This window comes from Aeromicrobium halocynthiae, assembly GCF_039531385.1.
In the GTDB taxonomy this organism is placed as follows: Bacteria; Actinomycetota; Actinomycetes; order Propionibacteriales; family Nocardioidaceae; genus Aeromicrobium; species Aeromicrobium halocynthiae.
In genome coordinates this window covers 1-20,961 of sequence record NZ_BAAAPY010000016.1, presented here as the reverse complement: position 1 = coordinate 20,961, position 20,961 = coordinate 1, and the positions used below count along the sequence as shown (strand labels likewise).

The 20,961-nt window shown below is 71.6% G+C and carries 19 protein-coding genes; 9 read left to right on the top strand and 10 right to left on the bottom strand.

All coding sequences use genetic code 11. The features are described from left to right. Window positions 1–14: 14 nt before the first annotated feature. Entirely contained in the window at window positions 15–425 is a 411-nt protein-coding gene (locus ABD213_RS14685; RefSeq protein WP_344330173.1) for a hypothetical protein, read from the bottom strand. Between the two features lie 152 nt (window positions 426–577). On the opposite strand from ABD213_RS14685, the gene ABD213_RS14680 reads away from it, so the two are divergent. Next, the gene (locus ABD213_RS14680; protein WP_425546073.1) at window positions 578–1,429 is read left to right on the top strand and encodes a 3-hydroxybutyryl-CoA dehydrogenase; all 852 of its coding nucleotides are present in this window, start codon (window positions 578–580) and stop codon (window positions 1,427–1,429) included. 27 nt (window positions 1,430–1,456) lie between these two features. Then, window positions 1,457–1,723, top strand: a complete 267-nt coding sequence (locus tag ABD213_RS14675; RefSeq protein WP_344330171.1) for a hypothetical protein — start codon at window positions 1,457–1,459, stop codon at window positions 1,721–1,723. Here ABD213_RS14675 and ABD213_RS14670 read toward each other — a convergent pair. Together ABD213_RS14670 and ABD213_RS14665 are read right to left on the bottom strand one after the other, a co-directional pair. Beyond that, window positions 1,720–1,899 carry a hypothetical protein gene (locus tag ABD213_RS14670; RefSeq protein WP_344330169.1) on the bottom strand — a complete coding sequence of 60 codons (180 nt, stop codon included), beginning with the start codon at window positions 1,897–1,899 and terminating at the stop codon, window positions 1,720–1,722. The two genes, ABD213_RS14675 and ABD213_RS14670, sit on opposite strands and share 4 nt — an antisense overlap. Before the next feature lie 53 nt (window positions 1,900–1,952). Next, window positions 1,953–3,413 carry an MDR family MFS transporter gene (locus ABD213_RS14665; RefSeq protein ID WP_344330167.1) on the bottom strand — a complete coding sequence of 487 codons (1,461 nt, stop codon included), beginning with the start codon at window positions 3,411–3,413 and terminating at the stop codon, window positions 1,953–1,955. 154 nt (window positions 3,414–3,567) lie between these two features. On the opposite strand from ABD213_RS14665, the gene ABD213_RS14660 reads away from it, so the two are divergent. Both ABD213_RS14660 and ABD213_RS14655 read left to right on the top strand, forming a co-directional pair. Further along, window positions 3,568–5,145: an AMP-binding protein gene (locus ABD213_RS14660; RefSeq protein WP_344330165.1), complete on the top strand. Its 1,578-nt coding sequence runs from the start codon at window positions 3,568–3,570 to the stop codon at window positions 5,143–5,145. A gap of 48 nt (window positions 5,146–5,193) precedes the next feature. Then, complete coding sequence (locus ABD213_RS14655; RefSeq protein WP_344330164.1) at window positions 5,194–5,328, top strand: hypothetical protein; 135 nt, start codon at window positions 5,194–5,196, stop codon at window positions 5,326–5,328. Window positions 5,329–5,414: 86 nt separating this feature from the next. Here the strand turns inward: ABD213_RS14655 and ABD213_RS14650 are convergent, their stop codons facing one another. Continuing rightward, on the bottom strand, window positions 5,415–7,274 hold the full coding sequence (locus ABD213_RS14650) for an amidase family protein (RefSeq protein ID WP_344330162.1): 1,860 nt from the start codon (window positions 7,272–7,274) through the stop codon (window positions 5,415–5,417). Then, window positions 7,271–7,960 carry a cohesin domain-containing protein gene (locus ABD213_RS14645; protein ID WP_344330160.1) on the bottom strand — a complete coding sequence of 230 codons (690 nt, stop codon included), beginning with the start codon at window positions 7,958–7,960 and terminating at the stop codon, window positions 7,271–7,273. The genes ABD213_RS14650 and ABD213_RS14645 overlap by 4 nt, the downstream gene beginning before the upstream one ends. A 271-nt stretch (window positions 7,961–8,231) precedes the next feature. Here ABD213_RS14645 and ABD213_RS14640 point away from each other — a divergent pair, with 271 nt between their 5' ends. Genes ABD213_RS14640 through ABD213_RS14630 form a run of 3 tightly spaced genes read left to right on the top strand, consistent with a single transcriptional unit; the run spans window position 8,232 to window position 12,024 of the window. Then, a complete protein-coding gene (locus ABD213_RS14640; protein WP_344330158.1) occupies window positions 8,232–9,098 on the top strand; it encodes an aldo/keto reductase in 867 nt (288 codons plus the stop codon). A 37-nt stretch (window positions 9,099–9,135) separates the two neighbouring features. Further along, window positions 9,136–9,639 (top strand): O-acetyl-ADP-ribose deacetylase, encoded by a 504-nt coding sequence (locus ABD213_RS14635; protein WP_344330157.1) that lies wholly within the window; start codon window positions 9,136–9,138, stop codon window positions 9,637–9,639. Window positions 9,640–9,651: 12 nt separating this feature from the next. Further along, on the top strand, window positions 9,652–12,024 hold the full coding sequence (locus tag ABD213_RS14630) for an AAA family ATPase (protein WP_344330155.1): 2,373 nt from the start codon (window positions 9,652–9,654) through the stop codon (window positions 12,022–12,024). Window positions 12,025–12,476: 452 nt separating this feature from the next. Here the strand turns inward: ABD213_RS14630 and hrpB are convergent, their stop codons facing one another. Beyond that, a complete protein-coding gene (gene hrpB, locus ABD213_RS14625) occupies window positions 12,477–14,984 on the bottom strand; it encodes an ATP-dependent helicase HrpB (RefSeq protein WP_344330153.1) in 2,508 nt (835 codons plus the stop codon). A 96-nt stretch (window positions 14,985–15,080) separates the two neighbouring features. Between hrpB and ABD213_RS14620 the strand changes: the two genes are divergently transcribed. Continuing rightward, complete coding sequence (locus tag ABD213_RS14620) at window positions 15,081–16,427, top strand: cytochrome P450 (RefSeq protein ID WP_344330151.1); 1,347 nt, start codon at window positions 15,081–15,083, stop codon at window positions 16,425–16,427. Window positions 16,428–16,683: 256 nt separating this feature from the next. Here the strand turns inward: ABD213_RS14620 and ABD213_RS14615 are convergent, their stop codons facing one another. Genes ABD213_RS14615 through ABD213_RS14600 form a run of 4 tightly spaced genes read right to left on the bottom strand, consistent with a single transcriptional unit; the run spans window position 16,684 to window position 20,076 of the window. Further along, a complete protein-coding gene (locus tag ABD213_RS14615) occupies window positions 16,684–17,457 on the bottom strand; it encodes a MerR family transcriptional regulator (protein ID WP_344330149.1) in 774 nt (257 codons plus the stop codon). Beyond that, complete coding sequence (locus ABD213_RS14610; protein WP_344330147.1) at window positions 17,457–18,677, bottom strand: MFS transporter; 1,221 nt, start codon at window positions 18,675–18,677, stop codon at window positions 17,457–17,459. The genes ABD213_RS14615 and ABD213_RS14610 overlap by 1 nt, the downstream gene beginning before the upstream one ends. 45 nt (window positions 18,678–18,722) lie before the next feature. Further along, the gene (locus tag ABD213_RS14605) at window positions 18,723–19,418 is read right to left on the bottom strand and encodes a hypothetical protein (RefSeq protein ID WP_344330145.1); all 696 of its coding nucleotides are present in this window, start codon (window positions 19,416–19,418) and stop codon (window positions 18,723–18,725) included. A gap of 10 nt (window positions 19,419–19,428) precedes the next feature. Then, window positions 19,429–20,076, bottom strand: coding sequence for a TetR/AcrR family transcriptional regulator (locus ABD213_RS14600; protein ID WP_344330138.1), 648 nt, complete (start codon window positions 20,074–20,076; stop codon window positions 19,429–19,431). A gap of 387 nt (window positions 20,077–20,463) precedes the next feature. Here ABD213_RS14600 and ABD213_RS14595 point away from each other — a divergent pair. After that, window positions 20,464–20,961: DUF222 domain-containing protein (locus ABD213_RS14595; RefSeq protein WP_344330135.1), on the top strand; the 498-nt coding region annotated here is incomplete at its 3' end.

Below are 20,961 nucleotides of genomic sequence, written 5' to 3'. Positions count from 1 at the left end.
TGCGGCCGCCCGCGTCAGCTCGGCGCGAGGGCGACCACCATCGCGCGGCACGGTCCGTCCGAGCCGGCGGCGGGCAGCTCGTCGAGCAGGAAGTCGGCGGTGGCGTCGGCCTCCACGCCCTCGAGGTCGACTGCCGTGGCGGCGATGTCGTCCCCGCCCGGTCCGACCTGGACGGTGACCCGGTAGTCCAGCCGCATCGTGGTGCCGTTCTTGATCGTGCCGGCGGCGAACCAGCTGCCGTCGTCATCGGTCTCGCAGCGGAAGTTCCGCAGCGCCTCGGGCACGGCCGTCGCATCGGCGGGGACGGCTGCGTCCGCCTGCGCGGCGGCCTCGCGCGCCTGGGTGGCGCGCTCACGGGCGTCCTCGCCGCTGCACCCGCCCAGCACCAGCGCCCCGAGCAGGGCGAGAGGGACGACCGAGCGCATGCACCCATCTCACCACGCGACCGGCCGTCGTCCGCGGCGACACACGACGGCTCCCGGACGTCCCGATGACGACATGAGGGGTCCCTCATGTTCGCCTGGGAGTCCCGGATTACTATGAAGTCCTACCAATCGAGGAGTGGGACATGGCTGAGATCGAGCGCGTGGGCGTCGTCGGCGGCGGACTGATGGGATCGGGCATCACCGAGGTGGCCGCACGCAACGGGCTCGACGTCGTCACGATCGAGGTCTCCGACGAGGCAGCCCAGGCAGCGCACGAACGCGTCGAGTCGTCGCTGCGCCGAGCGGAGAAGCGCGGGAAGCTGAGTGTCGTCGACGTCACCGAGACCCTCGAGCGCGTCACCGTCACCACCGACCTCGACGCCCTCGCCGACCGCCAGCTCGTCGTCGAGGCCGCGAGCGAGGACGAGCGGACCAAGCTCGACCTCTTCGCGCGGATCGGCAGCATCCTCACCGACGACGACGCGATCCTCACCTCCAACACCTCCTCCATCCCGATCGTCAAGCTCGGCGCGGCCTCGGGCCGGGCCGACCGCGTGATGGGCGTGCACTTCTTCAACCCCGCGCCGGTCATGAAGCTGGTCGAGCTGATCCCGTCGCTGACGACCAGTCCGCAGACTCTGGAGCGCATGCAGTCGTTCGTCTCGGACACGCTCGGCAAGGAGCCCATCGAGGCCACCGACCGTGCCGGGTTCGTCGTCAACAGCCTCCTGGTGCCCTACCTGCTGTCGGCGATCCGCATGTACGAGGCCGGCTACGCCTCCGCCGCCGACATCGACTCCGGCATGGTCCTCGGCTGCGGTCACCCGATGGGCCCGCTCGCCCTGGCCGACCTCATCGGGCTCGACACCGTCCGCGCCATCGGCGTCTCGATGTACGAGGAGTTCAAGGAGCCGCTGTACTCCCCGCCACCGGTCCTCGACCGGATGGTCGACGCTGGCCTGCTGGGCAAGAAGTCGGGGCACGGCTTCTACCCCTACGGCTGAGGCCCCGACGGCCTACGCTGGGTGGTCATGCGACCCACGCGAGGTTGGCGGCGCACCGCCGGATCGATCCGCCCCGAGCGGGTCGCCATCGTCGCCACCGCAGAGCTGCTCGAGTTCTGCGCCGAGCACGGCATCACCGCCGACGTCGAGGTGCTGCCGTCGTCGCGGGTCGGCGAGGCCTTGGAGCGCCTCGGTCGCGGCGACGTGCGGTACCGGTTCGTGCTCGACCTCCCGGACCTCGAGGATCTGGACCTCGAGGATCTGGGCCCGGGCGATCTGGGCCCGGGCGACTAGTCCGGCTCCACCGTCCACGCGCGACGGGCATCGCCGTCCCAGCGGCGCAGGCCGCTCACCCGTCCCACGAGATCGCGTGGGGTCGACGCGAGCACCTGAACGGCTGAGCCGAGCTGCTCCGGGGCGAGGCGCAGCGCGAGGGTCACGCGCGGCGTCCAGCGTCCCGCGGACGGCATCGGCCAGCGAGTCGTCGAGGAGGAGCTCTGCCGACTGCACCACCGTGTCGTCCTCAGTGCGCGGCGGTCGAGTCGGCGGGCTTGCGCACCCACACGGCGACGGCGATCAGCACGAAGGACAGCACGCCGGCCACGGTGAACGCGGTCTGCACGCCCTCGGCGATCCCCTCGGCGTCGGTGATGCCCCTGCCTGCGGCGCCCGCCGCGACGACGGTCATGACCGAGACCAGCAGCGCCGTGCCGGCCGCACCCGCCACCTGCTGCAGCGTGCTGACCACCGCGCTGCCGTGGGAGTAGCGGTCGGCGGGCACCGACCCGAGGCCGGCCGTCATCAGCGGCGTGAACGCCATCGCGAGGCCGCCGAGGATCAGCGTGTTCGCGGCGAGCAGCCACCACATGGGCGTCTGGGCGTCGATGCCGGTGAGCGACCAGATGCCGGCGCTGACGAGCAGCGTGCCCGGCAGGACGAGCACGCGCGTCCCGTGGCGGTCGTAGATGCGGCCGACGACCGGCCCGGCCAGGCCCATCAGCAGACCGCCGGGCAGCGACAGCAGGCCGGTGCGCGTGGGTCCGTACTCGAGCACCTGCTGGGCGAAGTACGGCAGCAGGATGAAGGTGCCGAACATCGTCATCATGCCCAGCACGAGCGCCGTCGTGGCGATGGTGAACTGTCGCGAGGCGAAGACCCGCAGGTCGAGCAGGGCTCGCTCGTGCCGGGCGAGCGCGATCTGGCGCAGCACGAACACGACCATCGCGACGGCACCGATGCCTGCGGGCACCCCGAGGGGGATGGACGAGGTCGAGTCGGCCGACTTGCCCACCGCGACGAGGGCATAGACCAGTCCGCCGAAGCCGAGGATGGCCAGCGGCACGGAGAGCAGGTCGATCTTGACGTCGGTGGCGTCGGCGACGGACACCATGCGCCGGGCGCCGGCGACGAGAGTGAGGATCGCGATGGGCGCGACGATGCCGAAGATCCACCGCCAGCCGAGGGAGTCGATGATCAGGCCCGACATCGTCGGACCGAGTGCCGGTGCCACGGCGATGACGAGGCTGACGTTGCCCATCATCGCCCCGCGCCGTGCCGGCGGGACGACGGTGAGGATGGTGGTGATCAGCAGCGGCAGCATGATCGCGGTGCCGCTGGCCTGGATGACGCGGGCGGTGACGAGGACCTCGAAGCCGGGTGCGACGAACGCCAGCAGCGTTCCGGCGGTGAACAGCGACATGGCGGCCACGAACAGCGTTCGGCTCGGCACCCGCTGGATCAGGAAGCCGGTGAGCGGGATGACGACGCCCATCGTCAGCAGGAACGCCGTGGTGAGCCACTGACCAGTGCTCGGCAGGACGCCAAGCTCGGTCTGCAGCACCGGGATCGCGACGCTCATGACGGTCTCGTTGAGGATCACCACGAACGTCGCGACGATGAGCGTGACGATCACCAGGAGGTGCTCGCGTGACAGCGGCGGAGCGGTCTCGGGAGCCCTCTCGGCACCCGTCGTCACGTCGGTCACGGTCGTCCTCTCCATCGCGGGCCAGAAAGTTGGCCCAGGCAACCGTACCTGCGCCGACCAACGTCACCACCATCCGGCGACCGACCACGACCGTCCGTCGCGTCACGCCCTCCCCGGGGTGGTGCGCCGTGGCCCGGCGTGGCTGAATGGTGTCGTGACTGCGGTCACATCGCGCACCCGTTCGACCACCCTGGAGGACCCCGTGATCGTCCCGTTCAGCATCCGCGACTTCCTCGACCGTGCCGTCGCCGTCTACCCCGACCGGGTGGCGGTCGTCGACGAGCCGAACCAGGAGGCGCCGTCGTGGGGCGAGCTCACCTACGCCGAGGTGATGCGGCGCGCCAAGGCGCAGGCCGCGCGCCTCGACGAGCTCGGGGTGCCGGTCGGTGGACGCGTCGCGATGGTCTCGCAGAACGCGGCGCGGCTGTACACGTCGTTCTTCGGCGTCTCCGGATGGGGACGAGTGTTCGTGCCGGTGAACTTCCGGCTCGCGCCGGCGGAAGTCGAGTACATCGTGGAGCACAGCGGCGCGCAGGTCGTGATCCTCGACCCGAGCCTGGCGCACCTGCGCGACGTGTGCGGCTCGGCCGAGCACGTGTTCGTGCTCGGGGATGACGACGAGCAGGTGTGGGGCGGGGGTGGTGAGCCCGAGCCGTGGGAGGCCGACGAGAACGCGACCGCCACGATCAACTACACGTCCGGCACGACCGCGAGGCCCAAGGGCGTGCAGCAGACGCACCGTGCGCTGTGGACCAACGCGACGGTCTTCGGCTGGCAGGCGTCGGTGAGCGACCGCGACGTCTACCTGCACACGCTGCCGATGTTCCACTGCAACGGCTGGGGCATGGTCTACGGCGTCACCGGCATGGGCGGCCAGCACGTCGTGCTGCGCCAGGTCGACGGGGCGGAGATCCTGCGCCGCATCGAGGAGCACCCGGTGACGTTCCTGTGCTGCGCGCCGGCGGTGCTGGCGGCGGTGCTCGACGCACTGAAGGACTGGGACGGACCCACGGGCCGCGACCGGGTGCGCTGCGTCGTCGCCGGCGCCCCGCCGCCGACCCGCACCATCGAGCGGGTCCGCGAGGAGCTCGGCTGGGAGTTCATCCAGATCTACGGCCTCACCGAGACCGCACCGCTGCTGACGATGAGCCGGATGCGCGAGGAGTGGGACGACCTCGACCCCACCGAGCAGGCCCGCCACCTCGGCCGCGCCGGCGCACCCGCCCTGTCGACGCAGATCCGCGTCGACGACACCGGCGAGCTGCTCGCCCGCAGCAACACCGTGCTCGAGGGCTACTGGGAGAACCCCGACGCGAGCGCCACCGCGCTCGAGGGAGGCTGGTTCCACACCGGCGACGGCGGCACCTACGAGGACGGCTACGTCACCATCGCCGACCGCAAGAAGGACGTCATCATCAGCGGCGGCGAGAACGTCACCTCCATCGAGGTGGAGGACGCGCTCATGTCACACGAGGCGGTCCGCGAGGTCGCCGTCATCGGCATCCCCGACGAGAAGTGGGGCGAGCTGGTCACCGCGCTCGTCGTCCTCGAGGACGGTGCCGACGTCACCGACGCCGACCTCATCGCCCACTGCCGCGAACGCCTCGCCGGCTACAAGTGCCCCAAGCGGGTCGAGTTCCGCGACGAGCTCGCCCGCACCGCCACCGGCAAGCTGCAGAAGTTCAAGCTCCGGCAGGAGTTCTGGGGCGACCGGGAGCGGCAGGTGAACTGAAGGGGTATTCATGGACGAACGCAGTCCGCGCCGACGTCAGGGGTACGCATGAGCCAGCTCGTTGCCTTCTACGACCAGGAGCCTCTCGAGCTGAGGGGCAAGGTGGAGCTGCATCAGATGCCACTCGCGTCCGCCCGCGAGATGCGCTCGTCCCAGGGAGCCATCCGCTCCGCCCTCGTCTAGGTCATGCGACCCGGGCTGAGCCCCTCGCGTCCGTACTGCGCTCCTGGGTGGCGGACCGACGACCGCATCGTCGGTCCGCCACCGTCTCAGGACAGCGGACCGAACAGCGGCGGCGTGGTCCGAGCCTGCGACACCTGCTCCCACGCGTAGGCCAGCCCGAGCAGGTCACCCTCGGCGAAGTCACGCCCGAGCAGCTCGAGGTTGACGCCCGCCCCCGGCGAGGCCTCGCCCATCGGCACCGTCACCGACGGCATGCCGGTGTTGGGGCTGAGGCGCATGTTGAACCCGATCGTGCTCGCACCGTTCGTGCTCGGATAGATGAGCGCGTTGAGGTTCGCGTCGTCGAGCATCTGCGTGACGATCACCTTGCCCTGGGCGAGCGCCAGGGTGTGCGACCCCTCCGGTCCGGCCCATGCCTGGTACGTCTCCTCCGTGACCGCAGCACGTGTCCGGTACGTCGACGCCCTGGAGGGCACGATCCGTCCGGAATCGGCGATCTGGGTCAGGGTGCGCGCCATGACTCCCGGCGCCAGGTGCTCGGCGACGTAGGCGTCGAGGTCGTGGCGGAACTCGTTCGTGCTGCCGCTCGGTTCGGCCAGCACTGCGTTCAGGCCGGCCGGCGGTGTCACCTCGACGACCTGGGCGCCTTGCGCCTCCAGGCTCTGCACGGTCTGCTCCCAGACGCGCCGGGTGTCCTGGTTCGTGCCGAGCATGGACGGCACGTAGCCGAGCCGGGTTCCACTGAGGGCGTCCGCGTCCAGCGAGGACGTGTACGACGTGGGCACGTTGCCGCGCTGGCGTTCGGTCACGGAGTCGGCGGGGTCGATCCCCACGACCGCGTCGAGTGCGACCGCAGCGTCGACGACCGAGCGGGTCATCGGACCGCCCGTGTCCTGGGACAGTGCGAGCGGGATGATCCCCGCACGGCTGGCCAGACCCACGGTGGGCCGGACCCCGACCAGCTGGTTGTAGGAGGACGGGACGCGGATCGACCCGCCGGTGTCGGTGCCGAACCCGACGGCGGCGAGGTTCGCGGCGACCGCGGCGCCGGTACCACCGCTGGACCCGCCCGCGGTGCGGCTCGTGTCGTAGGGGTTGGCGACGGGCAGGGTCTCACCGGCCGGCAGGAAGGCGGAGAACAACGAGGAGAACCCGAACGCGAACTCGTCGAGGCTGGCCTTCGCGATGATCACGGCGCCGTCGGAGCGGAGTCCCTCGACCATCGTGGCGTCCGTGGCGGTCTGGTTGTCGTCCCAGCAGCCGCACCCACCCGTGGTGACCATGTCCGTGGTGTTGTAGTTGTCCTTCACGGTCGTGGGGACGCCGAGCAGCATCGAGACCATGCCGTCGGAGGCGCGCACCTCGTCGGCCCGCCTGGCGGCTGCCAGTGCCGCGTCGGCGTTGGTGGAGATGATGGCGGCGAGGGGGCGGCTGGCCCCTTCGACCACGGTGCGGTCGTAGGCAGCGATCCGGTCGAGGTAGGCACGCGTGAGGTCGACCGACGTGATGACGCCGGCGTTCATCGCCGCCTGCATCGAGACCACGTCGGCCTCGATGAGCTCGAAGGGGCCGTCGTCGTACACCATGCGCTGCGACAGCAGCGCGAGGTCGGCCGCCGTGATCGATCCGTCGTCGGTCAGGTCGAGCTCGGCGACGTCGGGCCAGCCGTCGTCGCTGCTCGTGGTTCCGATCGCGGCGGAGAGGACGCTGAGGTCCTCGTCGGTGACCTGGTCGTCACCGGTCAGGTCGAGCTCGGTGTAGAACGGCGCGAGCAGCGGGGTCGATGCCGGTGACGGCGCGGGCGCTGCCCCTGCCTGCGAGGCGAGTGCACCGGTGGCGGTCGTGAGGGCGGCTGCGGCCACCACGGCGACCGCGCGACGTGAACGAGACAAGACGGACTCCTGAGCGGTGGCGATGGTGATGTTCTTCCCAGTGACGGTGCTCATGCCTCCGCTCCCGTCCTGCGACGCAGCCACAGGCCGGCCGCCACCATGACGGCTGCGAGCACCAGGAGCGCCAGGGTGATGGACGTACCGGCGTTCGGCAGCAGCCCCGCGAGTCCGTCCGCGTCGCCCGACGCTCCACCTGGGCCGCCCGCGCTCGAACCGCCGGTGTTCTCCGGGTCGGGGGTCGGCGTGGGGGTGGGGGTCGCAGCGCGCGCCTCGATGTCGACCTCGAGGTCGGCGACGTCGTCGAGGTCGAGCGTCGCGCCGTCCGCGCCCACCAGCTGCACCGAGCTGAGGTCGACCGGCACGGTTCCTTCCCCGCGGGCCTCGAAGACGAGGCGCGCCAGGGTCTGGTCACCGTCCAGGCCCGGCGACGTCCCGCGGCGCGTGTGGGTCACGACGTACCCGGAGTCGGTCGCCGTGCTGGACGTGAAGCCTCCCTCCGGGCCGGTGACCTCGCTCGACACGAGCACCAGTGACTCGGCGTCCATGGTCAGCTGCAGGTCGTAGGCGAAGAGGTCTGTCACGTCGCTGGCCGTGATGGTCATCTCCCAGCGCTCACCCTGCGCGACGCTGGACGGCGCCGAGACGTCGACGACGGCAGACGGTGCCGCGGACGCGACCGGTGCGGTCCCGACGACCAGACCGAGGGCGAGGAGTAGGTGGAGGAGGGCACGTCGTCGCACGGACGGCGGCGGCGATGTCCTGCGGTGGCTTGCTCGAGGCATGGGTGTGTGAGGTCCTTTCGAGGGGGATGGCGGGTCAGATCCGCCCGATGTCGAACGACTCCCTCACGACCTGCCGAGACAGACCTTCCCAGCGCCGTGTTTCGGTGCGGTGACTCATCGTTTTCGTTCGTGTGCCAATGCCGATGGATCGTCGGATGGCGCGATCGCGATGGAGTCGTACCGTGGAAGTTGAACGATTGATTGCTTCTCTCAACCTCCAGGAGGATCCGTGCAGCAGCGCAGCATCGCAGGAGTCACCGTCAGCGCGATCGGCCTCGGCGGCATGCCGATGTCCATCGAGGGGCGGCCCCACCGCGAGCGCTCCATCGCCACGATCCACGCCTCGCTCGACGCGGGCGTGACCTTCATCGACACCGCCGACGCCTACCACCGCGACGCGAACGAGGTCGGCCACAACGAGTCGCTCATCGCCGAGGCGCTCGCCAGTCACTCCGGCGGCAAGGACGTGCTCGTCGCCACCAAGGGCGGACACCTGCGCCCCGGCGACGGCTCGTGGACGCAGAACGGGCGACCCGACTACCTCAAGGAGGCGGCCAAGGCGTCGGCGCAGCGGCTGGGCGTCGAGTCGATCGGCCTCTACCAGTTCCACCGCCCCGACCCGGACGTCCCGTACGCGGAGTCCGTCGGCGCGCTGAAGGAGCTGCTCGACGAGGGCGTCATCCAGCACGCCGGCATCTCGAACGCGGACATCGCGCAGATCGACGAGGCCAACGAGGTCCTCGGCGGGAAGCTCGCCTCGGTGCAGAACCAGTTCAGCCCGGCGTTCCTGTCCAGCCGCGACGAGCTGAAGCACTGTGCCGAGATCGGCGTCGCGTTCCTGCCGTGGAGCCCGTTCGGCGGCATCAAGAAGGCCGGTGACTTCGGCTCGGACCACTCCGCCTTCCAGGAAGTGGCCGACGCCCGCGGCGTGAGCCCCCACCAGGTGGCGCTCGCGTGGCACCTCGCGCAGGCGCCCGTCGTCGTCCCGATCCCCGGCGCCTCGCGCCCGGAGTCGGCGAAGAACTCCGCCGAGGCGGCCGACCTCGAGCTCACCGACGACGAGCTTCAGACGATCGAGTCCGGCCTCGACGCCTGACCCGACCCGCCGAAGCGTCGTGAGGGAGACTCGGGAGATGGACCTCGAGGTGGTGCAGGGCGACATCACGGCCCAGGACGTCGACGCCGTCGTCAACGCAGCCAACCGCGCGATGCGCGGCGGTGGCGGGGTGGACGGTGCGATCCACCGCGCCGGTGGGCCCGAGGTGCTCGAGGACTGTCGGCGCCGATTCCCGGACGGATTGGCGACGGGCGAGGCCGGGTGGACGACCGCGGGACACATGCCAGCACGGTGGGTCATCCACGTCGTCGGCCCGAACCACACGCGGGGCGAGCGAGACCGGTCGTTGCTCACGTCCTGCTACGCCAACGCACTGGCCGTGGCCGACGAGCTCGGGGCGGGGTCCGTCGCGTTCCCGCTCGTGAGCGCCGGCGTGTACGGGTGGCCCTTCGACGACGCCGTGGCCGCGGCGGTCGAGACGCTGCGGTCCACCGACACCGGGGTGAGCCTGGCCCGCCTCGTCGCGTTCGACGCCCGGGCGTTCGATGCGATCGAACGGCGGCTGTCGGCGCGACCGTGACACCCTGATCCCGTGCCCGACCTGACCATCACGCCCGAGATCGAGCGGGCGCTGGAGCTGCTGGAGTCGGGCAGCCACCTGTTCCTGACCGGCAAGGCTGGGACGGGCAAGTCGACGCTGATCCGGCACTTCCTCGCCACCACCGAACGGCGGGTGGTGGTCGCGGCGCCGACGGGGATCGCGGCGTTGAACGTCGACGGGTACACGATCCATCGGTTGTTCGGGTTCCGCCCGACGACGACGCTGGACGACGTCCACTCCGGCGGCTACCGGCCCGGACGCTTCACCAAGGCGATCCGTGGGCTGCAGGCGCTCGTGATCGACGAGGCGTCGATGGTGCGGGCCGACGTGCTCGACATGGTCGAGGCGGCGCTGCGACGGTTCGGGCCGAGCGAGGGCGAGCCGTTCGGCGGGGTGCAGGTGGTGCTCGTCGGCGACCTGCTGCAGCTGCCACCCATCGTGGGTGACCGTGAGTCCGACTTCTTCGCCACCCACTACGAGACGCCGTACTTCTACTCCGCGCACGGGTTCGATCGCGACGCGTTCCCGACGGTCGCGCTGATGACGGTGTTCCGCCAGCTCGGCGACGACCGGCTCACCGCGCTGCTGAACGCCGTCCGCGAGGGCGTGCTGCTGGAGGCCGCACGCGCGGAGCTGAACGAGCGCGTCGACCCCACCTTCGAGCCACCGGAGGACGAGCTGTGGTTGACACTCGCGCCGTCGAACTCCATCGTCACCGCCCGCAACCGCGAACGTCTCGACCGGCTGCCGGGCGACGTGATCGAGAGCCACGCCCGCGAGAGCGGTGACCTGTCCGGCTTCGACCCGCCCACCGACCAGATCCTGCGGCTCAAGGTCGGCGCGCAGGTCATGATGCTCACCAACGATTCGAGCGACCGGTGGGTCAACGGCACGCTCGCGCGCGTCGTGGCGATGGACGTCGTCGACGGCGTGCAGGAGCTCGACGTGGAGCTGGCCGACGGGTCGGTCGTCACGGTCGGGGAACACACGTGGGAGGTGACGCGGCCGGTCGTCGACGGCGGGACCCTGAGCCGTGAGGTCGTGGGCACGTGGTCGCAGCTGCCGTGCCGGCTGGCGTGGGCGATCACCATCCACAAGAGCCAGGGGCAGACGCTCGACCGGCTCGTCGTCGACCTCACGGGCGGGGTGTTCGCGACCGGCCAGGTGTACGTCGCGCTGAGCCGCGCGACGTCGATGGACGGGCTCGTGCTGAAGAAGCCGATCGAGCCGCGCCACCTGCGCACCGACCGTCGCGTCACCCGGTTCCTGTCCGACGAGACGGTGCGCACCGGACCGGCGCGGTTCGCCGGGATCGGCGTCTGCCTCGTCGGCGACGAGGGCACGTTCTCCCGGCCGCGGCCGGTGGAGGTCGCGGTGGCGTTCGACGACGGCACCGCGCTCAGCACCCTGGTCAACCCCGAGCGCGACCTCGCCGACGCCCGCGCCCGGTTCGGCATCACTGCCGACGACGTCCTCCTCGCCCCGACGCTGCCCGAGGCGTGGGCGGTCCTCGCCTCGATCCTCGAGGGCGTCACGCCGGTAGGCGTGCGCGTCGACGACGCCCTGGCGAAGGTCGACTTCGAGCTCAAGCGGCTGCAGCACGTCGTGCCGATGCCGTTCGGCGTGGAGGTGCCGTACGGGGCACTGTCGTCGGCGGAGCGGATGGCGGAGTCGTCGCCCCGCGCGGTCGAGCGGGCGCGCGCGGCGCTCGATGCGTTCCTGCGGCTGCGGGAGGCCGGCGTCGCGACGACGTCGGGGACGGCGTTCGACCCGGCCGAGAGCCTGCCCGACCCGAGCTACCTGCTCACCCGCGACCCAAGCCTGTCCGCGCCGACGACCGACCGGCTGCCGACGCTCTCGGCACTCGTGGCAGCGAGCGCCGACCTCAGCGCGGCTCTGCTCGACGGCGCCTCACCCTCCGGTTCTCGCCCACCCGCGGTGGTGGGTGAGGCCGTCGTCGCCCGCCTGACGAACGTCGCCACCAAGGCGTCGCGCCTCTCTGACACCCTCGTCGAGCGTCTGCGCACCGTCGAGGCGCTGCTGGGCGAACGGTTCGTCGACGACCTCGTGGCGACGATCGCGGAGGCCAACCCGTCGGCGTCCGACGTCCTGCAGCCCGGCGCCCGCGTCTGCTTCACCGGAACCGCGACGTCACCGTCCGGTCGGGTGCACGACCGCGACGAGATGGAGCGCCTCGCCCGCGACGCCGGACTCGCGCCCGTCGCCAACGTCACGAAGACGAAGTGCGACCTCCTCGTCGTCGCCGAGGTCGGCACCCAGTCCGGGAAGGCACGGAAGGCCCGTGAGTACGGCAAGCCGGTCATCTCGGCCGACGAGTTCTTCGCCTGGGCCGGCGTTAGGTAATCCAGTCCGGCTCAGAAAGCCCGACCAGTCCCCAGCCAGCCCCATGCCTGGCGCCAATGGTCAGCCGAATTGGATAATTGTGTTTCCATCAGGCGTTTTCTCCTGGAGATCTTTGGGAAATCCGCCTGCCAATCGTAGAACCTACCCGGAGTAGACCGGCGCGTCGCACTTGTAACACGACGATTTGGGGACAAGAACAGGATATTCGACTTTCCCTCGTTGTTTGGTCCGATCAGTACGGTCAGATCACCGAGATTCAAACGATCGGTCTTTTTGATCGAACGATGTTTCTGGATCGAGATGGCTGCGATTTTCACTATGCTCCCACCCTCATGCGGTGAACTATAGGTGCGCGACCAGCGCTTGCGCCGCGGGACGCTGCTAGAAAAACTCCGTCGTGGGCGGTCCGAGGTTTCGCCAGCGTCCCGCCGAGAACCGCTGCCTTCAGCCGTTCATCCGCGATTCAGCCTCCGTGCTGCGGTGGCTGCGCGCGGATCGTCCGGCCACGCGTGCTTCGGGTACCGCCCTCTCAAGTCCGCACGGACACCCGGGTAGCCGTTGTCCCAGAAGGAGTCGAGGTCGGCGGTGACGGCGGCGGGACGCCTGGCCGGTGAGAGCAGGTGGAGCAGGAGGGGGACGCGGCCGTCAGCGAGTCTCGGGACGTCCTTCCAGCCGAACACCTCCTGGATGCGGACGGCGAGGACGGGCTGCTCGGCGGAGTAGTCGATGCGGATCGTCGAGCCGCTCGGCACCTCGACGCGCTCGGGGGCCAGCTCGTCGAGGCGGCTCGCCTCGGGCCACGGGAGCAACGTGCGCAGCGCCGCGGTGACGTCGATGCGGCGCAGGTCCTTCGCCGAGCGGACGCGGGCCAGCTGTGGGCCGAGCCAGGCCTCGAGGTTCGCGGTCAGGGCCTCGTCCGACACGTCCGGCCACGGGTCGCCGAGGGCGCGGTGCAGGAAGTCGAGCCGAGCGCGCAGCGCCGTCGCCGCCTCCGACCACGTCAGTAGGTCGATGCCCTCACGCTCCAGCGCCTCGCCGATCGCCGCCGTCACCGCCTCGACGGGTGGGTCCTCGATCGGAGCCGAGGTCAGCTCGATCGCGCCCAGCATCGTGCGGCGGCGGGCCAGCACCCGGCCGTCGGCCCACCGGACGTCGTCGGTCTCGGTCCACAGCGACGGGGCCGCCTCCAGCGCGAGGTCCTCCGTCAGCGGAGCCGCCGACCGGATGCGCGCCTCCCGCTCCCCCGCCCGACGGTCCGCGTCGGCCACCGCCAGCCACTCCAGCCCCGCCAACGGACCGGGGTCGCGACGGTCGACGGCAGCCCCCGTGCCCGAGGCCATCAGGTAGCTCGATCCGCCCGGCCGCTTGCGCGCGATCCGGTCCGGGTGCGCGAGCGCCACGACGAGACCCACCGCGACGTCGTCGGTCAACCCTCCCGAACCGCCCTCGCCGCCGTGCTCGCGAGCGATCGACTCCAGCCGCTTCACCTGGCTGCGCCAGGCTCCCGACCGGTCCCCGGACCGAAGCGACCGCAGCGCTGCGACGAGGTCGCCACCCCGGGCGCGGACGTCCTCGCTCAGCATCGCCACCACCTCCGCCGCACGCCGCGCACCAACCAGACCCGCTCCGTCGACGAGCGCCCGCGCCAACCGCGGGTCCACCGGCACGCCCGCGATCAGCCGCCCCCGCGACGTCACGCGACCGTCCTCGTCGAGCGCCCCGAGGTCGACGAGGACCCGACGCGCGGTGGCGAGGGCGTGCTCCGGCGGCTGGTCGAGCAGGGCGAGGTCGCGCACGTCGGCGCTGCCCCAGCACGCCACCTCGAGCGCGAACGCCGCCAGGTCGGCCGTCGCGATCTCCGGCTCCGGGTGCGCGGCCAGGTGCGCGTGCTCCGCCTCCGACCAGCACCGCAGCACCACGCCCGGCCCGAGTCGACCGGCACGACCCGCGCGCTGCTCCGCCGCCGCCCGGCTCACCGACACCGTCACCAGCGACGACAGCCCGCGCCGGTGGTCGGTGCGCGGTTCCCGCGAGAACCCCGCGTCCACCACGACCCGCACCCCCGGCACCGTCAGCGACGACTCAGCGACCGCCGTGGAGACGACCACCCGTCGACGCGGCCCCTCGCTCAGCGCCCGGTCCTGCTCCGCACCCGGCAGCCGCCCGTGCAGGGGGTGCACGTCCGCGTCGATCCCGGAGAGGCGTCGGATGGTCGCGTCCACCTCCCCGACGCCCGGCACGAACACCAGCACGTCGCCAGCGTGCTCGGCGAGCGCCCGCCGCACCGTCGCTGCGACGTGGTCGTGGAATGCCGGGGTGATGCCGCGCTCGTCGGTGCGCCGCGACCCGGCCGGCACCGGACACCACACGGCCTGCACCGGGTGGAGCGCGCCAGGGACGTCGACGACGGGTGCAGCACCCCCGTCGCCGAGGAGCGACGCCGTGCGCTCCGCCTCGACCGTCGCCGACATCGCCACCAGCGCGAGGTCCTCCCGCACGGTGGCGCGCACGTCGACGAGCAGCGCGAGCGTCAGGTCGGCATCGAGGTGACGCTCGTGCACCTCGTCGAGCACCACCGCCCCGACGCCCGGCAGCTCCGGGTCGCGCTGGAGACGGCGCAGCAGCAGACCGGTGGTCACCACCTCGACCCGCGTCGCCCTCCCGACGCGACGCTCCCCCCGCACCGCGTACCCGACGGTCTCGCCCACCGGCTCGCCCAGCAGGTGCGCCAGCCGACGCGCGGCGGCCCGAGCGGCGATGCGGCTCGGCTGCGTCACCACCACCCGGCCCTCGACGGACGCGGCCACCGCCGGCGGGACGAGCGTCGTCTTGCCGGTGCCCGGCGGTGCCTGCACCACCGCGACCCCGCGACGGCGCAGCGCGTCGTCGAGCGCACCCAGACCCGCCACGACGGGCAGGTCGGGCGGGGCGGCGAGCAGCCTGCGCAACGGGTCGGACACCCCAGCAGTCTGCCCCCTCGCCAAGTCGCGACGGACTCCGAGCGCACCTAGCGTGGAGGGACGAGCCCACCTGACGTCGACCGCAGGAAGAGAGGCATGCGTTCCCCTTCCCCCAGCCCCGTCCAGAACCCGCTCCCCAGGACCACCGCGATCGAGACAGTCCAGGTCCTGCGCGACGTCCAGGGCCCGATGGTCGCCAAGGGCCCCATCATCAGACGACCCAAGGTCGTCGCCGTCTCCGAGCGGTTCGACCTCGACGGTCGCGCCGTGCGCCGCGTGCAGAAGCTCACCGAGAAGTACGGACGCGGACCGCTCGTGCTCAACGTCCCCGGCCGCAACATGGCGATGATCCTGGACCCCGACGACGTGCACCGCGTCCTCGAGGGATCCCCCGAGCCGTTCGCGACGGCCGAGACGCTCAAGCGCAACGCGCTCAAGCACTTCGAACCGAAGGTCGCACTCATCTCCCACGGCGCCGAGCGGACGCAGCGCCGTCGCCTCAACGAGGAGACGCTGGGCCACGACAGCCCGGTCCACCAGATGGCGGCCACGTTCCTGCCCGTCGTCGAGCAGGAGTCGCTGGCGCTCCTCGACGAGGTGCGCAGCCACGGCGGCGTGCTCGACTACGACCGGTTCCTCGAGACCTGGTACCGCGTCGTGCGTCGCGTGGTCCTCGGTGACTCCGCCCGCCACGACACCGAGCTGACCGAGCTCGTCGAGAAGCTCCGCGGCGATGGCAACTGGGCCTTCGCCAAGCCGGTGGACACCTCCGGTCGGGCCGCGCTGCTCGACCATCTGCAGGCCGCTCTGGACCGCGCCGAGCCGGGCAGCCTCGCGGCCTACATGGCCCAGATGCCGAAGGGACCGGACGCCGAGCCCGTGCAGCAGATCCCGCAGTGGCTGTTCGCCTTCGACCCCGCCGGCATGGCCACCTTCCGCGCCCTCGCGCTGCTCGCGGCACACCCGGAGCACCTCGAGGCCGCCCGCGCCCAGGCGACCCAGGAGCAGCAGAGCGACCAGGCCCCGACGCTCTCCCTCCTGCGCGCGACCGTCCTGGAGTCGTTGCGGCTGTGGCCGACGACGCCGATGATCCTGCGCGAGACCACCACCGAGGTGGAGTTCGTCCACGGCGTCATGCCCGCCGGGACGTCGGTGCTGATCTTCGCGCCGGCCTTCCACCGCGACGAGCGCCACCTGGACTTCGCGCACCGCTTCGCCCCCGAGGAGTGGGACCGACCCCGCACCCGCGACGACTGGCCGCTCGTGCCGTTCAGCGCCGGCCCCGGCATCTGCCCGGGCCGGCACCTGGTGCTGCTGCTGACGTCGGCGATGCTCGCCGACATCGTGCAGCGCGCGGAGCTCGAGCTGACGTCGCACACCCTCGACCCGGAGCGTCTCCCGTCGCTGCTCAACAACGTCGGGCTGGAGTTCCGGCTCCGCTGACGGCACGGACGCTGGGGCGGGCCGAGACGAACGACGCACTCCTCTCGCTCGGCACCCGCTGCGACCGACCGGGACGACGACCCCGTGGACGCGGGACCGTCGAGGTCACCGAGCCCGAGCCGGGCCGGATCGACGCCGACTCCCCCTTCGGCCCCGTGGGCGATCTCGCGGAACGACTCGTGCTGGGCCGCTACCGGCGGCACCCCATCGAGAAGCGCCACGCCCACCTGGTCGGTCCCAGACCGGGCTGCTGACCCTAGCGAGGAGCTGGACCGGGTCCGTCCTCCCGCAGACTCTCGAGCAGCCGACGCATCGCCCGCGCCTGCGCCGGGTTCAGGCGGCCGTCCTGGCTCACGTCCGGCCACCGGTCGCCGGCCCGGCCGATGGCTCGAGCCGTCTCGGTCTGCTCGAGCCGCGCCACCATCGGCGTGAGGACGGCGGCCATGGCGTCGGCGACGTCGAAGGCCTCCTCCCGCGAGGCGTCGTCGGCGAGCCGGTCGAATCGTGCCGACACCGCCGCGAGGTCCGGATCGGCCAGCAGGGGACGCAAGGCATCGGCGAGGTCGTCGAGACCCTGTCGGGTCAGGTGGTCCACGCCGACCACGCGAGCGATGAGCAGCAGCGCGTCCTGGTCCATCTGCCCGAGGACTCCGGCGGACGGACCGGACGGGCCGAGGGAGATCAGCTCGGCCAGACCCTCCGGGACGTCGGCGCGGCGTCCGCTCTCGCGCAGCCGGGCGATCTGGTGTCGCTGCTCCTGCAGCCGCTCGATGGCATCGATGAGGCTACGGTCGACCTCCTCGAGCACGTCCGCCGCCGGCGCCTCCTCGAGCATGGCCCCGACCTCGTTCAGCGGGACACCGAGCTCGGTGAGGCGACGGATGCGCAGCAGCGTCGCGATGGTCGCCAGGTCGTAGCGGCGGTAGCCGTTGGAGCGACGCTCGGGCTCGGGCAGCAGGCCGATCTGGTGGTAGTGCCGCAAGGTCCGCACGCTGACACCAGCGAGCTCGGCCACCTCCTGGCTGCGCATCAGGCACCTCCCGCGCTCGCGTCGATCCGGCGCAGCGGCCTGAGCACGAGGGCTGCGACCACCGCCACGAACCATACGCCGATCACGACAGCGCCCGCCGTCTCCAGCGACGCGTACTCGACGAGGACGGCGGCTCCCAAGATGCCCACGGCCGGCGACAGCGTGAACAGCGCGTTCTGCGCGCTCATCACCCGGCCCCGCAGGTCGTCGGGGATCGTCTCGATCATCACGACGCCGAAGAGCGCACCGAGGGCGCCACCGAACAGCCCGACGAGGGCCGCCCCGGCGAAGATCCAGCCGATGCCGGGCAGGGCACCGATGACGCCGATGCCGACGAGCGAGCCGACGAGGGACAGGCTCAGCCACGTCCGGCGCCGCAGCCGCGCCGACGCCATCGCGTAGGCGGCCGAGCCGACGAGCATCCCGCCGGCCAGGCTCGTCAGGACCAGGCCGAGGCGACCCTCCTGACCGAGCACCGTGAAGTGCACCGGGAGCAGCAGGCCCTGCACCGCGACGAGCACCGTCACGAGCAGCAGGTTGACGACCGTCACCGCACGCACGAGCGGGCTGCGCCGCGCGAGCCACACCATGCCCGCCACCACCTGCGCAGCGGCTCGTCGCGGCGGCTCCGACGGGGTGTCCGCGACGCGCGCGCCGACGTCCCGCGGCAGCGCCAGCGTCGTCAGGGCCGCCACGAGCGCCAGGGCCGACGTGACCCACAGCGCGCCCGGACCGTCCAGCGTGACGACGAGGGCCGCCGCGACGGCCGGCCCGACCATCATCGTCACGGCACCGACGCTCTCGCGAAGCCCGACGATCCGCTCGAACCCGATCCCGCTGCGACGCTGCACCCCCGGCACCAGGGGCTCGCGGGCCGTCAGCCCAGGGACGTCACCAAACGACGCGACTATCCCGAACAGCACGAACCAGCCGAGCGAGAGCTCGGAGACCAGGTCCACGATCGGCAGCGCCGCGATGCCGGCAGCCGCGACCAGGTCGGTGACGATCGACATCGTGCGCCGGTCGAACCGGTCGATCAGGCCACCCATGAACAGACCGGACAGCACCGCCGGGCCGGCCGTCGCCGCGGCCACGATGCCGGCGTCCAGCGGGCTGCCCGTGGTCGCCAGCACCACGAGAGGCAGCACGACGGCAGCCACGGAGTTCCCGAGGGAGGAGAAGCCGTAGGAGGTGAGGTAGACGACGACGGAGCGATCCATGCCCCCGATCAGAAACCCTGACGTCGCGTCGGAGTCAAGCCGGGCTCAGGGCAGGAGCGGCCCGAAGGTGCCGGGAGCCGTGCCGGGCTCCCACGGCGCGGCGTCCGCGCGCCACCGTGCGACGTCGTCCTGGGTCATGGCGGTGAGGGAGATCGGGTGCCCATCCTCCCCGGCGACCGGCCACCGGTGCGGCGCGAGCCCGACGTACGCCTGCAGGCCCTCCGGCTCCGTCCCGTCCTCGAGCAGCACCTGGCCCTGCTCGAGCGGGACGAGGTCGTAGCCCGTGCCGCGACCCTCCACCCTGTCGAGCAGGGTGATGTCGTCGGGCGTGCACATGGAGACGAAGAACTCCTCCTCCTCGTGACCCTCCGCGGCCACGAGGGTGGCGACGACCTGTCCGTCGCCGCGGGTCCCGTGGCTCCAGACCGCCGACAACCCCGCCGCGGTGCAGCGCAGGTTGAGCATCGGGCCACCCTGGCGCACGACCTTCGACGGGCAGCGGTTCGAGCCGAAGCTCAGCACGGGGCTGCGCCCGGCCAGCGGCACGGCACCACGTTCGGCGAGCCAGTCGTCGAGGCACGTCGGCGCCGCTCCGGACCGCACGACCCAGCCCGACGCCGCCGACGCGTCCGGCTCCACGACGTGCACCAGCGCGTCGTCGTCGACGACGTAGGAGGTGTCCGGCCAGGTGCCCGGGTAGGGGTCCTCCGGCCAGTCACCGCTGGGGCGGGGTTCCGTCACGCCGAGACCGTCACACCGACGCCGGGGCGGCGGCCCCGTTCTCCAGCGTCGGGAGGTCGCGGATGATCGAGCGGACGAAGTCGACGGCACGCTCGACGGCGTCGTCGATCATGCTGACGTCGCGTCGCACGAGCAGGTCGAGGGCGATCTCGTTCAACCCGCCCAGGATGCCGAGACCGCGGGCGTCGTCGAGCAGCTGCGCCGGTCGGTCGGGACGGGCGGTGCCCATGACGGTCTGCATGCCGCGGACGTAGCCCCACGTGGCGGCCGCGCGCGCCTCCAGGCCCTCCTGGCCGATGGTGAGGATGTCCAGCAGGTGCGCCCGAGCGATGTGCGGCTGGGTCACGAAGGCGCGGAAGTAGATCTCGACGCCGACGACCGTGGCCTCGAAGGAGCTCTCCGCGAGCGGCGCCTCCCGGGCGATGTCGGCCATGATCCGCTGGTGGAACCGCGTGTGGTGCTCCAGCAGGCAGTCGCCCTTGGTCGAGAAGTTCTCGTAGAAGGAGCGCTTCGACGTGCCGGTGGCCGCGACGATGTGCGAGACGGTCGTCTCGGTGTACCCGCGGTCCTTGAGCGCCGTCTCCAGACCGGCGAGCAGGCGGTCGACCATCTGGTCGTTGGCGCGAGGCCCGCGCGAGGGGCGGCCGACGTCACTCATCGCGAGCCCTGTCGATCGTGGACAACCCCGTCGCCCTTCGGTACGATTTGGTACCGATGTGAGGGGTCGAGCCGTTCTGGGGGCGGCTCGACCCCGCCGTCGCCGTGGCGCCGAGGCACGCTGATCCTGCAGGGTTCATGCTCACGGGGTCCTCGTCTTCTCGCTGATCCGACCAGAGTACCGATGGTCGAAGATCGCCTACGCCCAACCCGGCCCCCGACCATCGCTGCCTGGAACGACGTCAGGACGTTGCGATGCTCAACTTCCCGTCACCGCGCAGCCAGCCACTCGGGCACGCACCGTGCGTTCCCGGACCGATCGGAGTCGACGCGTCATTCGTAGCGACGAGCTCTTCCATCTGCCCTTAATCGAGTGTATCATCTAATCATGATGGCGACCGATGCACTCCTCGACACCGTGGCCGAGGCCGCGCGTGCCGAGAACATCGCCGCCGCTCGCACCTCGGCAGCGATGCTGCGGTTCGTCCGGGCTCGTCGTGACGACGCGGCCGCAGCCGGTGAGTCCCGGGCCGGCATCGAGGACGCCGGCCAGCTCGCGTGCGACGAGATCGCCGTCGCGTTGGAGATGTCCACCAACGCCGTCCAATCGCGGGTCTACGTCGCCGGACTGCTGGCCGACCACCTCCCGGCCGTGGCCGCTGCGCACGCCGACGGACGGCTGTGCGGGTACCGCGCCCGGCTCATCGCCCACGCCAGCGCCGACCTTCACCACGAGTCCTCCCGCGCCACTCTCGACGAACGCGCCGCCACCTACGCCACCAGCCACACCCCCACCCAACTACGCCAGTGGCTGCGCCGGCTGATCGTGCGCCTCGAACCCGAGCACGCCGTCCGCCGCCGCGAGCAGGCCCGCGACCGACGCGGC

Coding starts and splice junctions, on each gene's coding strand:
- ABD213_RS14685 (WP_344330173.1), bottom strand. CDS start 425: ATGCGCTCGGTCGTCCCTCTCGCCCTGCTCGGGGCGCTGGTGCTGGGC.
- ABD213_RS14675 (WP_344330171.1), top strand. CDS start 1,457: ATGCGACCCACGCGAGGTTGGCGGCGCACCGCCGGATCGATCCGCCCC.
- ABD213_RS14670 (WP_344330169.1), bottom strand. CDS start 1,899: ATGCCGTCCGCGGGACGCTGGACGCCGCGCGTGACCCTCGCGCTGCGC.
- ABD213_RS14655 (WP_344330164.1), top strand. CDS start 5,194: ATGAGCCAGCTCGTTGCCTTCTACGACCAGGAGCCTCTCGAGCTGAGG.
- ABD213_RS14650 (WP_344330162.1), bottom strand. CDS start 7,274: ATGAGCACCGTCACTGGGAAGAACATCACCATCGCCACCGCTCAGGAG.
- ABD213_RS14635 (WP_344330157.1), top strand. CDS start 9,136: ATGGACCTCGAGGTGGTGCAGGGCGACATCACGGCCCAGGACGTCGAC.
- ABD213_RS14620 (WP_344330151.1), top strand. CDS start 15,081: ATGCGTTCCCCTTCCCCCAGCCCCGTCCAGAACCCGCTCCCCAGGACC.
- ABD213_RS14615 (WP_344330149.1), bottom strand. CDS start 17,457: ATGCGCAGCCAGGAGGTGGCCGAGCTCGCTGGTGTCAGCGTGCGGACC.
- ABD213_RS14610 (WP_344330147.1), bottom strand. CDS start 18,677: ATGGATCGCTCCGTCGTCGTCTACCTCACCTCCTACGGCTTCTCCTCC.
- ABD213_RS14600 (WP_344330138.1), bottom strand. CDS start 20,076: ATGAGTGACGTCGGCCGCCCCTCGCGCGGGCCTCGCGCCAACGACCAG.